Annotated in this window: 13 protein-coding genes; 7 read left to right on the forward strand and 6 right to left on the reverse strand. The window is 51.3% G+C overall.

Translation table 11 applies throughout. The features are described from left to right. Positions 1-105: 105 nt before the first annotated feature. Positions 106-357, forward strand: coding sequence for a hypothetical protein (locus tag CGZ75_RS09950; RefSeq protein ID WP_089524025.1), 252 nt, complete (start codon positions 106-108; stop codon positions 355-357). 145 nt (positions 358-502) lie between these two features. On the opposite strand, the gene CGZ75_RS09955 is transcribed toward CGZ75_RS09950, so the two are convergent. From CGZ75_RS09955 to CGZ75_RS25175, 4 genes are all read right to left on the reverse strand, one after another. Further along, entirely contained in the window at positions 503-883 is a 381-nt protein-coding gene (locus tag CGZ75_RS09955; RefSeq protein ID WP_089524026.1) for a cupredoxin domain-containing protein, read from the reverse strand. A 156-nt stretch (positions 884-1039) separates the two neighbouring features. Continuing rightward, positions 1040-1435: a phage holin family protein gene (locus tag CGZ75_RS09960; protein WP_089524027.1), complete on the reverse strand. Its 396-nt coding sequence runs from the start codon at positions 1433-1435 to the stop codon at positions 1040-1042. A gap of 669 nt (positions 1436-2104) precedes the next feature. Further along, the gene (locus CGZ75_RS09970) at positions 2105-2860 is read right to left on the reverse strand and encodes an SDR family NAD(P)-dependent oxidoreductase (protein WP_089524029.1); all 756 of its coding nucleotides are present in this window, start codon (positions 2858-2860) and stop codon (positions 2105-2107) included. A gap of 206 nt (positions 2861-3066) precedes the next feature. Then, positions 3067-3213 carry a hypothetical protein gene (locus CGZ75_RS25175; protein WP_172832718.1) on the reverse strand — a complete coding sequence of 49 codons (147 nt, stop codon included), beginning with the start codon at positions 3211-3213 and terminating at the stop codon, positions 3067-3069. A gap of 218 nt (positions 3214-3431) precedes the next feature. On the opposite strand from CGZ75_RS25175, the gene fabV reads away from it, so the two are divergent. Both fabV and CGZ75_RS09980 read left to right on the forward strand, forming a co-directional pair. After that, on the forward strand, positions 3432-4619 hold the full coding sequence (gene fabV, locus CGZ75_RS09975; RefSeq protein WP_089524030.1) for an enoyl-ACP reductase FabV: 1188 nt from the start codon (positions 3432-3434) through the stop codon (positions 4617-4619). A gap of 348 nt (positions 4620-4967) precedes the next feature. Beyond that, positions 4968-5144 carry a DUF6440 family protein gene (locus CGZ75_RS09980; RefSeq protein WP_176444749.1) on the forward strand — a complete coding sequence of 59 codons (177 nt, stop codon included), beginning with the start codon at positions 4968-4970 and terminating at the stop codon, positions 5142-5144. 137 nt (positions 5145-5281) lie between these two features. On the opposite strand, the gene CGZ75_RS09985 is transcribed toward CGZ75_RS09980, so the two are convergent. Beyond that, positions 5282-7060 (reverse strand): methyl-accepting chemotaxis protein, encoded by a 1779-nt coding sequence (locus CGZ75_RS09985; protein WP_089524031.1) that lies wholly within the window; start codon positions 7058-7060, stop codon positions 5282-5284. A gap of 216 nt (positions 7061-7276) precedes the next feature. Then, positions 7277-8329 carry an NAD(P)/FAD-dependent oxidoreductase gene (locus tag CGZ75_RS09990; RefSeq protein ID WP_089524646.1) on the reverse strand — a complete coding sequence of 351 codons (1053 nt, stop codon included), beginning with the start codon at positions 8327-8329 and terminating at the stop codon, positions 7277-7279. A 240-nt stretch (positions 8330-8569) separates the two neighbouring features. On the opposite strand from CGZ75_RS09990, the gene CGZ75_RS09995 reads away from it, so the two are divergent. From CGZ75_RS09995 to CGZ75_RS10010, 4 genes are all read left to right on the forward strand, one after another. After that, positions 8570-9547 carry an iron-hydroxamate ABC transporter substrate-binding protein gene (locus CGZ75_RS09995; protein ID WP_089524032.1) on the forward strand — a complete coding sequence of 326 codons (978 nt, stop codon included), beginning with the start codon at positions 8570-8572 and terminating at the stop codon, positions 9545-9547. Between the two features lie 85 nt (positions 9548-9632). Further along, a complete protein-coding gene (locus CGZ75_RS10000) occupies positions 9633-10649 on the forward strand; it encodes a FecCD family ABC transporter permease (RefSeq protein WP_089524033.1) in 1017 nt (338 codons plus the stop codon). After that, positions 10649-11662 carry a FecCD family ABC transporter permease gene (locus CGZ75_RS10005; RefSeq protein ID WP_176444750.1) on the forward strand — a complete coding sequence of 338 codons (1014 nt, stop codon included), beginning with the start codon at positions 10649-10651 and terminating at the stop codon, positions 11660-11662. The genes CGZ75_RS10000 and CGZ75_RS10005 overlap by 1 nt, the downstream gene beginning before the upstream one ends. Positions 11663-11792: 130 nt before the next feature. Beyond that, positions 11793-12866 carry a M42 family metallopeptidase gene (locus tag CGZ75_RS10010; protein WP_089524035.1) on the forward strand — a complete coding sequence of 358 codons (1074 nt, stop codon included), beginning with the start codon at positions 11793-11795 and terminating at the stop codon, positions 12864-12866. The last annotated feature ends 117 nt before the right edge of the window (positions 12867-12983 follow it).

Here is a 12983-nt window from a genome sequence, read left to right on the forward strand (position 1 = left end):
AGGGCGTCCCATGCTTGTCCAGCTTTCTGCATGTCCGGCGCCCTTTTGACCCATAATAACGCAAGCCGTACGTTTCGGCAATGCCGGCAGAAGGGAGCCTCACCGATGCGTTATCCAGTTACAATTGCAGCAGTGGCACTCAGCATTATCCTGTGCCTGTTCAACTCAACAGGCTATGATCCACATAATTTGTTCTTTTTCATGTTCAGCCCACCGGCCTGGATTTCCGACGTCTTCTACGATATCCATGCTACACCGATCGTGGTCATGTATGCGCTGACGATCGTTTGTTATGCCGTAATCGGCTACGTATGCGATCGATTGATTGCCGCAGACCGCAAGCGCAGACGCGCCTGAGGGCAAGCAATAACCTGACAAGGCATGATAAGTCCCGGCTCAAGCAGCGCCATCCTGTTTAAGGATACCGCTGTCTAGACCGGGTTTTCTTGTTTCCTCTTCTACAAAAAAGAGCGCCCCACGAGGGAACGCTCTCTGCAACCTTCTATTCAACGACGAGAACCGACTTCATATCAGCGTGACCAACGCCGCACATAACCGAGCAATGGAGTTCGTAACGTCCAGGCTTGTCAAAGACAACTTCCTGCTCCATCTTTTCATCTTTCAGGTCAATTCCGAACTCTTTGACGCCTACGCCATGGATGCCACCTTTATTGGTCAGCACCATTTTGTACTTCTGTCCGGCCTTAACAACATACTCTGGCTTGTCGAATTTGAAGTCACCGGTTCCAACAATTTTGAGCAGCTCTACACCTTCTGGAAGCCCAGCTGTCTCATCCTTAGGAGGCTTCGGCAAGCCGATCGTCAGCATATAGATGCCGAGCGCAGCCGTGATAATAAGCAGAATAGACATGATCCATTTCATGAGGTTATTGCTCCCCTTTGTGCATTGATAATTACCCAGTTTTGTCCAAAGCTATTGCTAATATACCGAAATATAGGGGGAATTCACAAGCTTTAACCGCTTGCATTCATAAGATTAAGGCTCGTTTATGGCAAATTCATGAACATTCCGTGTCTGTCAGTTATCTTTGCGTTTGAAAGCTTCAATGAATTCCTTCAGCTTTGCAGGGAGTGCCAACCCAATCCGCGCATAATTTTCTGTAATCGACAACAGCTCGTTGCCGGTATAAAAATAGATTGCCGCACTCATGACCGCTCTCCCACCGCCTAGAAGCTCATCGATGCGGTGAGCAATTAAAATGACGAGCAACGTCAGCCCTTTTCGAGCAATCCCCCAGAATCCGATCGTGCTGCTAAGTCCGCGCCCTTCTTTTAAGGATGCCGCAATTCCGGAGATATAATCCACCATCATGCATACTAACAGCAGCGTCAGCGATTCCTGCCAAATGCCGAACGAGAAGCTTACGATCGAGCCGATTACGGCGAACAAGGATACAGCGATATTTTCCTTCACCGCATCTACCTCCTCTACCCATTATGATAGAGTATCTTATGCTCGCCGAATCAGGCTTGACTGTTTGTCCGCCTGCTCATTCACTACCTTTAATAATTAAGTTAAGTTAAATTTCCCGCTATGGGTCAGGTCGAACTCAACCTTGATTTGCAGATCACCTTCCTGAGGCGTCCATGTTCCGCTTTGCATCAACTGTTTCCAATAGGCATGATTGAATTTCGGTCATAAACTTTGGAGACCGCTGAACAACGCCTCGTATAGATTCCCGCCATCTTTGACTGGCTCAAAATGAAGCAGCAAGGAAGGTAGGTTGTTTTGGACCAGGAGATGGAATCAATTAATGCAGTAAAGGCTATGCCCCGCAAAATGACAAGCATAGGCAGTTTAATGAGCCAAGCGCCCGCCTTTCCGAGCTTCCGCTCGACCATGGTCCAGAAGGCTCCTTCAGCCGTTTCAACGTGCCATAAAGGGGGAAGCTGATCCAGAGGATTCCGATTAGGCAGGTTAGCAGCGGACTCATCCAGCTGTCCCTTCCGGCCACATTCAAGATAATAGGGAAGCATTATCCAATCTACTGCCAGAAAGCGAACACAAATAAGGCCAACCAGACCACGCTGATGGGCCCCATTTGCACAAAACACATTTTGTCGCTCTGCTATCCACTGTTGATTATTCCGCGTAAATCATTTTGCGAGTCATGCCGCCGTCAACCGTAATGTTCTGACCGGTTACAAAATCATTGGCCGCATCGGTAAAGTAGAAGCAGGCCCGAGATATATCGTCCGGTTTTCCGACTCTTCCCGCCGGATGCTGCTCATGATCCTCTTGGCTAAGAGCGGCGGTATCGCCGGTTGCGATCCAGCCCGGGCTGACGGAGTTGACGCGAATGCCATATGGAGCAAACGACATCGCCATCGCGTGGGTGAGTGCGATCATTCCACCTTTGGAAGCGGCATATGCCTCTGAATTCGGCTCGGACATGAAAGCCCGGGTCGAGGCAATATTAACGATCCGGCCCCGGATGCCACGCTCCTTCATCCCCGTTGCCGCCTCGCGGCTACAGAGGAAAGCTCCTCTCAGATTAGTATTCAGCACTTGGTCCCATTCCTCCACCTTCAGCTCCCAAAGCGACTTAAAGGGGCTGATACCGGCATTGTTGATCAGCACGCTGGCTTCACCATGCTCTTCACGCACACGTTTGAAAAGTTCTTGTATGTCCTCGGGACGGCTTAGGTCGATTTCGTAAGGATACGCTTCTCCGCCTGCTTTGCGGATGAGCTCAAGCGTCTGCGCCAGCCCTTCTATGCTGACGTCGGCGAGGATTACTTTGTCTCCCTTACCCACATAGGCCAGCGCCAGTCCTCTGCCGATACCGGATCCGGCTCCTGTAATAACAACGATTTCTTTGCTTGCAGCAGTATCCATTCTAATTAAAGACCTCGCCTTCTCTCCATATGTCTTGCTAAAGACAATTCAGGAATTATTATTCTACCCTATACCCTATGTAGATCGTACTTCAACCTCATTACGAGCAAAAGCAGCCCGCCGCCTCGGCAACGCGGGCTTCGAACTGCTTCTGCAAAGCTTGTGCTTAGGGTATACTCCAATATGCTACTTGCTGTAATTAATCGTTAACCTGTTGAAGGACTGTTCGGCACATGTCCCTTTTGGTTCCGGTTTTCATTGGTGCTCGCCGCTGTGCGATTTTCCGCTTCCTTGGATCGCTGGGCCATGCCCGCTTGTTTATGTTCGAAGGAGTGTTTTCCGCCCTTTGCCATATTCCGCTCACCTCCATGCGCTTCCGCGAATTGCCGCCGACCTTACCGTCGGCTGGGCTGAGAAACAGCCCCGTTAGCTTGTCCAATCGCCCGCCTCTCCATCAGGCGCAGATGGGGTCTGGTTTCCCTTTTGCCGATAATCCCGTAAAATGAAAGCAGCAGCACCAAGAAAATTACCATCCATTCCTAATCTATAGTTGGAGAAAGGACGCCTGATCATGATCATCAAACCAAGAACACGCGGCTTCATCTGCACAACGGCTCACCCGGAGGGTTGCGCCAAACAAGTCCAGGAGCAGATCGATTACATACAAACCCAACCCAAATGGCATGGACCAAAACGTGCCCTTATCCTCGGTGCATCAACGGGATACGGCTTGTCAGCCCGCATCGCTCTCGCCTTCGGCGCTGGAGCATCGACGATTGGTGTCTTCCGTCCCGGCAGCGCGACGGAGAAGCGGACTGCTTCTGCCGGCTGGTACAATTCCGCTGCCTTTGAAAGCAAAGCAGCCGAAGCCGGCTTGAAATCGCTTAGCGTTACCGGCGATGCCTTCACTGACGAGACTAAGGATCGCGTCATCGAGGCGATCCTTGAGGAGCTCGGCCAGGTTGATCTGGTCGTATATAGCGTGGCGGCTCCCCGCCGCGTCGACCCGGACACCGGCGAGACGTACAATTCGGTGCTCAAGCCGATTGGAGCTCCTTACACGAACAAAACAGTCAACTTCCACTCCGGCGAAGTGAGTGACATCACACTTGAACCCGCTGAAGGCGATGATATCGCTCAGACGGTGGCCGTCATGGGCGGAACCGACTGGCAACGCTGGATGACGCGTCTGCAAGAAGCCGGCGTACTTGCCGAAGGAGCGGTTACTATTTCTTATTCGTATATCGGCTCCTCGATTACTCAGGCCATTTACCGCGAAGGAACGATTGGCCAAGCGAAGGATGACCTGGAGGATACCGCGCTGCAGCTTCAGCAGCAGTTGTCCCCGCTCGGTGGACGGGCTTATGTGACCGTCAGCAAAGCGCTTGTGACACAGTCCAGCTCAGCTATTCCCGTTGTTCCGCTCTATGTATCGGCTCTCTACAAGGTCATGAAAGAAAAAGGACTGCATGAGAACACGATTCAGCAATCACAGCGTCTTTTTGAGAAGCTGTATCAGGAAACCGGAACCCCAATCGACGAGAAGGGCCGCATCCGCATTGATGATTGGGAGCTTCGTGATGATGTGCAGCAAGAAGTCGCTCGCATCTGGAGCGAGGTTGACACCACTAACATCGAGAGCATGACCGACTTGGAAGGCTACCGTAAGGAATTCTTCCAGCTGTTCGGCTTTGAGACTAGCGGCGTCGACTACGAGCGGGATACCAATCCTCAAGTTGACATTCCTACAGCACGGTAAACCCACACGCTGTGAGTTTTCGAATATGCAACGTTTAAAATGCACAAGGGCTGTCCCATACGTCATGAAGATGACTATGGGCAGCCTTTTTTTGTTTTTACAAACGAAAAGAAGCCGTTCGCATGGTTGTTCGCATGAGTTCATTATAGGAATGCTTGTACACACTCCGCTCACAAATATTGACAATAAAACTTGGCAAGGATACACTAAGATCATGCCAATAAAACTTGGCAAATGGTCTAGGTACAATTCTTTCTGTTCTGATTGCCTCGATGCTTTGATTTGAAAAACGGTTACCTATATAGGTACCTAAGTAGTACCGGAAAACGAGATATGGAGGGACTTATTATGTCAAAAGAAGTCAGATTTGAAGTCGAAAGTGTTGCTGCTAAAGGTGCAACAATGGCAAATGTCATTACGGATAAAGAAACTGGAGTGCAATATCTGTTGGCTATATATCCAAATGTAGGTTCAGGACTTACCGTATTGGTTGATCAGGATGGAAAACCTTTATTAAAAAAATAATCGGCAAAAAAGGGACTGTTGGAGAAGAAATCAAACGGGACGAAGCTAAGCATGGCTCAGCTTTGCCCCGTTTTGTTATTGCCGCTCTAATTTTTGGTCACCAGCTAGTTTTAGAGGCTTTTTGGGGTAGCCCTTTTTTAGGCTGCTTTACCGGTTGTCCCGTTTAACTTCTGCTCTGACGAGTTATCGGTCGCTTCCTGGAGAAGAAACAGACTGATCTCGCCGGAGAGACTTCTCGACATATCATGGATTTGCAAAGCTTGCCCGGCAATTTTACGTATCTCTTCATCCTGCAGCGTTCCAGAGGCGAGCACTTGCTGCGCGGCCGCGGAGGTGCTTTCCGCTATATCCGATACTTGCACAGCAGATTTCCTCAACTGGCCACAACTGCTGCGGGTACGGTCCACCTGTCCATACAACGTTTCGATTCCACTGCTGATCTGCCCCATGGAAGCTCCTATCGCCTCGAAGCTGCCCATAGTCAACCCGGTCTGCTCGTTCTGGGCATGCAAAAGCCTCCGGTTGTCCTCCATTGCCGCTCTGAACCCCTCCATCCCATCTTGTAGCTGCTTGATCAGCGTGCCAATGACGACAGAGGATTCCTTGGACTGGATGGACAGCTTGCGCACCTCATCAGCGATGACCGCAAAGCCTCTGCCCGAAACGCCAGCCTGCGCAGCTTCAATAGAGGCATTAAGCGCTAATACTTGGGTCTGTGAGGATAGTTCGATCATCGATTTTGTGATGCCGGAAATTTTCATGGAGTGGCTGCTAAGCGTATCCAGCTCCCGGTACATGACGTCCACCTTGACGCTCGTTGTCCGAGATACCTGTTGCAGCTCCCTTACTGCCTCCAATCCACGGCCGGTGTTTTCCTCTGCCTGTTGCCTCAACTCCATCATAACGCCGGCTAGTCTTCCGATTCCATCCACCTCGGTTACAAGTCCTTCAATCAGTGTGCGAGTTTCATCCGACAGCTCATTCTGCTTCTCGGCGCCATCCGCAATACCGTGGATTGACTTGATAATTTCTTCATTCGCCCGAGCTGTGACCGTCGCTGCTTCCCTGAAATCGCCAGAGTTGTCCAGCATCGAGACAGCGATTCCCCGACTTCGCTCCAGCATACCGTGAACCTTGTCCACCATAAGATCGAATTGCTGACTTAAGCGGCCAAGCTCGTCCTTGCGATCCGAACCAATCCGCTCGCGAAAATCACCTTGGGCCAATGCCCCGACCGCTTTCTGCAACCGTCCAATGCTGGAAACAAAAGAACGGATCAGAATGAACGCTACTACTACTGTAATCAGTAGGACAAGAACCGCCGCAATTTCCGAGACGACAAGCGTTTCCTGAAGCAGCTTGAACGAGCCCACTTGAGCCTGTGAAGCTTTACGGTCAGCTGCCACGCTCAGCCGATTGCTTATGTCCTGCATGTTCTGATTATCCGCTGTGACCAATGTATGTAGCTCATCCAGCCGTGCCTTCACGATCAGTGGATCAGCATTTTTATCCTGCAACTGAGCTGTCATTTCCTCAACATCAGCGGCATAATCGGCCGATTTGGCTCGCAGAGCCTGCAGATCCTCCTGGGCAGCCGAGCTGCCACTGAAATCAAGCTTGGCCAGTTCCTTTGTCAATGCAGCGTGAATCTGCCGGAACGGCTTTATTTGCTCCGCATCATTTTCCCGTTCCAGTTCATCCTCAATACTGCTCAGCTCCTGGAGGAATTGATTGATTTTAACAGCGGCGATCCGCTTCTCCATCCCCTGTTTCTGCAAGTTCATCGACTGCCGGACTTCACCAATCTTACCGTACTGAAAAAAGGCTGAACCCAAGAAAAGCAGAGTTATCGCGGCAAAGCTCACGATCAGCCGCCACTTCATGCCGCCCCATCCGCCTCTATCCCTGATCCGCAATTGCCATTCCCCCTTGGTACGCTTCAATAACTTATAAGCTTCATAATCCCAACCCGTTCCGTTCAAGTGTATAAAAGCTTGGTTAACAACAGAGTCGTAATCTATTAACAGAATGTAAAATGCTAGTGTAGGCAGGAAAGAGCTATCGTTAAAGCGACTGTCTCAAGCACAAAAAGCCCACCCGGACATTCCGGGCGGACTGAGCACTTCTATTTATTAGTTGTTAATTAGCTGTTTTACAATCTCACGGTTGCGCTCTTTGAACCTATCATTGTGGGAGGACACCATGCCCGTCTCATCCGCTTGAGGCTGAACAAACAGTTTTGCTCTGTTGACCGCATTGGCCGCATCTTGGAATGTTCCAGCAATCAGATGCAGCTTGCCCTCTTGCATAAGGATGTCTCCAGCTGCATAAAACCCGGGTACCGAAGACTCACCGGAGCCGTTGCCTTTGATATAGTAATCATCCACTCGTTCCAGTTCCAAAGGACTGTCGTCTAGCAGTGAAGATTCCCGCTCATAACCGTGGTTGATGACAACCTCGTCAATTTCGAGCTCCGTCTTTTCGCCCGTAACGGCATGGGTTAGCTCTACTTTACCAATCCGCTCTCCGCTAGGCACGGCGATAAGCCGAGTAATGGAAGTGTTGAAAAGACATTGCGCCGAGCTGCCGAGCAGTTGGTCCACACTGGCCTCATGACCGGAAAGCGATTCCTTGCGGTAGGCAACATAAACTTGCTTGGCAACAGCGAGCAGCTCGTTAGCCCAATCGACCGCAGAGTTGCCTCCACCGGATATAAGCACAATTTTGTCCTTGAATTGCTTGAGCGATTTTACCGTATAGTTGAGATTGGCCACCTCGAAGCGCTCTGCGCCTTCGATATCCAGCCGTTGCGGGTTCAGAATGCCTCCGCCGACTGCGGCAATTACCGTGCGGGAACGATGAATGCGGCCGGAGGACCCCTTTAGCAGGAAGATTCCATCCCCCCCTTTTACAATCTGCTCCACTTTCTCGCCCAGTACGACATCCGGGTTAAAGGTTAGTCCTTGCTTGACGAGTTGCTCAATCAGCTGCTCCCCGGGCACGGGAGTAAGTCCGCCTACATCCCAGATGATCTTCTCGGGGTACACGTGAATTTTGCCTCCAAGCATCGGTTGGTACTCAATGATCTTCGTTTTCATGCCCCGTAGTCCACTATAAAAAGCGGAGTACAGCCCTGCCGGGCCGCCTCCGATAATTGTTATCTCGAATATCTCTTCTTGCTCCAGGTTCTCACCAGGCTCGAGCTTCTGCGATGCTTCACTCATATTTGGCACCCCCACAATAAATGATTATCATTCTCAATTACTTTACCTGTTTTCTGCTACTTTGGCAATCCTCCCCTTTAATGCTTAACTTGATGATGTTCTATATAGGTTAGAACAAATAACAGGTTGACAGATCCGCCAGAGCCTTATATAGTGATTAACGGTATTGATAATCATTATCACTTCTGAGGAGCTGTCATCATGAGAAAGATTTGGTTTCCCCTTGTTCTGATTTTCATGCTAGTGCTTTCCGCTTGCGGAAGTAAAGGCAATGTAAACAATAGCAGCAACACAGCAGGTGCCGGCTCTGAGAATACGGCTGCCTCTAATACAGCAGCGAATAATGCTGCTTCCGGCGAAGCAGCAAGCGGCACGATTACTTACCAGTCCGAGAAGGGACCAATTGAGGTGCCTGCCAATCCGCAGCGCGTCGTCGTTGTATCCTCTTATGCTGGCAACGTTATGGCACTGGATGTACCGCTCGTTGGTGTAGACAGCTGGTCCAAGGCGAATCCGCGCTACCAGGGCAAGATTGCTTCCGTCGAAGAAGTTAGCGAAGAGAACGTCGAGAAAATCATCGAGCTTGATCCAGATCTCATCATCGGCTTGTCTACCGTTAAAAACCTAGACAAACTGCAAGAGATTGCACCTACGGTGACCTATACTTACGGCAAAGTTGATTACCTAACGCAGCATCTGGAAATCGGCAAACTGCTCAACAAGGAAAAGGAAGCCCAGGCGTGGATTGATGACTTTAAAAAGCGCGCCGCTGATGCAGGCGGGCAGATCCGCGCAAAAATCGGAGACAAAACGGTATCCGTCGTGGAGAGCTTTGATAATCAAATGTACGTGTTCGGCGACAACTGGGGCCGTGGTACAGAAATCCTTTATCAAGAAATGAAGCTGAACATGCCGGAGAAAGTCAAAGAAATGGCGCTTAAGGACGGTTACTACGCCCTGTCCACCGAGGTTTTATCCCAGTATGCCGGTGACTACCTAATTATTAGTAAGTATTTTGACCAGGAGAACAGCTTCCAGCAAACAGACTCCTACAAAAACATGCCAGCTGTTAAGAACGGCCGAGTGTTTGAAGCCGACGCCAAAGAATTCTACTTCAACGACCCCATTACACTTGACTTCCAATTGGAATTCTTCAAAGAGAAATTCCTCGGTAATTAAGGTAAGTACAGGGAAGAGGAACTCTTGAGACCCTCAAGAGTTCCTTTTAACTATTCAAATGACGACGGATAGGGTGATGAATGCCATGCATGAGGCGACTAACAAGCGTCGCGGACAATTTTTTGGCTGGAAACTGGCAGCTTCGCTCGCCATTCTGGCCCTTTGCTTCTTGATCTCGCTTACTTTCGGAGCGGCAGATACGACTTTTCGGGATGTTTGGCTCGCCCTGTTCTCCAACTCTTCCGAAAAAGCTGTGCTGACAATACGCGAGCTGCGGCTGCCGCGTGAACTAGCAGCAATGGCCGTAGGCGCTGGGCTTGCCGTATCTGGAGCTGTCATGCAAGGCATGACTCGCAATCCGCTGGCCGATCCCGGCCTGCTCGGCTTGACCGCCGGTGCGAATTTGATGCTCGCCGTCACTATTGCCTTTTTCCCTGGGGCCGGTTATATGGGCATAATGGTAGCTTGTTTTATCGGAGCAGGTGTAGCGGCTTTACTCGTCTTTGGTGTGAGCGCCTCCAAGCAGAACCGCTTCTCTCCGCTGCGCATCGTACTGGCTGGTGCGGCCATATCGGCTCTGCTCTTCGCAGCAGCTGAGGCGATCGGTCTTCATTTTAAAATTTCGCAGGAGATCAATATGTGGAACGCCGGTGGAGTCATCGGTACGACTTGGAAGCAACTCGCTATTATTACGCCTGTCATTGGGCTCGGCATCATCGCCGCTCTGCTGCTGTCGCGACAACTGACCGTGCTGAGCATGAGCGAAGAAGTTTCCGCGGGCCTCGGCCAGAACACCGCACGCGCCAAAACAATGCTGTTCATCGTTGTTATTTTGCTCGCTGGAGCTTCAGTGGCACTAGTTGGCAATATGGCTTTTGTCGGGCTGTTAATCCCTCATATCGCACGGACTGTGACCGGGCCGGATTACCGATTCGTCCTGCCCGTATCCGCCGTGGCTGGTGCAGCATTGATGCTGGTCGCCGATACACTCGGACGCACAATTAATGCGCCTTATGAAACTTCCCTGACCGCAATAGTCGCTATGCTCGGCTTGCCATTTTTCCTCTGGATCGTCAACCGCCAAGGAGGTGCGCTTAAATAATGGTCCCTTCCGCACGTCGCAAGCAGCGCATCGCACTCGTCGTCCTGTTCCTACTCATCCTCGTGACCATGTTCATCAGTGCAGGATGGGGCTATTCTTCGCTCGGTTATAAACGACTTTTGCCCGTATTGTTCGGGGACGGTTCGCGCAAAGAAGATTTTATCCTGTTCACGATTCGCCTGCCCCGTATTTTCATCACGATGCTGGCCGGTGTTGGCCTCGCTCTTTCGGGTGCTATTTTGCAGCGCATTACTCGCAATGATTTGGCAGATCCGGGCATCATCGGTATTAATGCTGGCGCTGGCCTCGGGGTCGCCGTTTTCTTCCTGTACATGCCGATCGAACCCGGTAATTTCGTCTTTTTACTTACAGCAGTTGCTTTCTTGAGCGCAATGCTCACCGCATTTTTCATCTACTTATTCTCCTTCCGCAAAGGAGAGGGAATTAATCCGGTACGGCTCGTACTAATCGGCATCGGCTTCTCCCTATCGATCTCCGGCATCATGACGGTGATCATCTCCTCGGTCGCGGAGCGGGAAAAGGTCGATTTTATCGCCAAATGGTTGGCTGGCAGCATCTGGGGAACAGACTGGATTTTTATCTGGGCTCTGCTGCCATGGCTGCTGATTCTTATCCCGTTCACTCTGTACAAAGCTAACCAGCTGAACCTGCTGGAGCTGAGCGAGCCGGTCGCGGTAGGTATTGGCCTGCCCGTGCAAAAAGAACGCATCTGGCTGCTCATCACCGCCGTAGCGCTGGCCGCATCTTCAGTAGCGGTTACCGGCGGTATCAGCTTTATCGGATTGATGGCGCCGCATATCGCTAAGGCGCTCGTCGGACCTCGCAATCAGCTGTCGCTGCCGATTGCGATGCTGATCGGCGGCTGGCTGCTGCTCGCGGCGGACACGATCGGCCGCAATCTGGCCGACCCGAGCGGCGTTCCCGCCGGAGTTGTCGCCGCCTTTATCGGCGCACCCTATTTCGTTTACCTGCTGCTCAGGCGGACAGCTTAGGCCTAGTGCAGCTCCCTTGCATGAAAGGGCCCGTGAGGGCCCTTTTTTTCCGGGCAGGAACCCGCTAGGATAGAAACGAACCCATGGAAATAGACTAGACTTGGCACAAAGAAAGGAATGGGGCAAAGTTATGGATCAAATGGAGCAAAGACTGAAAGAACTGACGGAATGCGATGGAGTACCTGGGCATGAAGGCGCGGTTCGCGATCTTATGAAAAGTTATTTAGAGCCGCTGAGCGAGCAAATTATAACAGACCGATTGGGAAGTGTGTTTGGCATCAAGACCGGTGCTGAAGCAGGACCGAAAATCATGCTCGCCGGCCATCTAGACGAAATCGGCTTCATGGTGACGCAAATTACCGCTAAAGGTTTCCTGCGTTTCACTCAGCTCGGCGGCTGGTGGCCGCATAATCTGCTGTCACACCGAGTGCTCGTAAAAACTCGTAAAGGTGACCATATCGGCCTAATTGGCTCCAAACCGCCCCATGTACTGACGCCGAACGAGCGGAGTAAAGTGCTCCAACTCAAAGATCTGTACATAGACATCGGCGCCAAAAATGAAGAGGATGCCCGTGAAATGGGTATCAGGCCCGGCGACTGGATCGTACCGGTCAGCGATTTCTTCACGATGCGCAGCGGCGAACTATGGGCAGGCAAAGCGCTCGACAACCGCGCCGGCTGCTCGTTGGCTGTAGAAGTGCTTTCCCGTCTGCAGGAAGGGTCACATCCAAATATCGTTTACGCTGGTGCTACCGTACAAGAAGAAGTCGGCCTGCGCGGCGCCGGCACGGCAGCCAATCTGGTACAGCCGGATATCGCGTTTGCGCTCGATGTCGGCATCGCCTATGACACACCGGGCAGCGAATCGGGAATGACTTGCAATGTCGGCGATGGACCGCTCATTCTGCTGATGGACTCCAGCATGATTTCGCATAGCGGCTTGCGTCGTCTCGCTGTCGATACAGCCGAGGGGCTGGGTATCAAAATCCAGTTCGACGCCATGACAGGCGGTGGAACCGACGGCGGCAAGTTCCATACAAGCGGCATTGGCTGCCCGACATTATCCGTCGGCTTCGCTACCCGTTATATTCACAGCCATAACGCTGTCATGTCCCGCAGTGACTTCGATAAAGCTGCCGAGCTGCTGACTGCGCTCGTTCGCAAGCTTGACCGCGAGACGGTCGATCAGCTGTTCAGAGCCTAATATGGCATCCCGCCCTCCCCACCTTAGGAGGCGGGATGTTTTTTGCGTTTCTGTTGAGATTTACTTATAATCAGCTTATTACGAACAGGTTTAAGTTTTTAAACCTATCGACCTTAG

Source organism: Paenibacillus herberti (assembly GCF_002233675.1).
Classification (GTDB): Bacteria; Bacillota; Bacilli; order Paenibacillales; family Paenibacillaceae; genus Paenibacillus_O; species Paenibacillus_O herberti.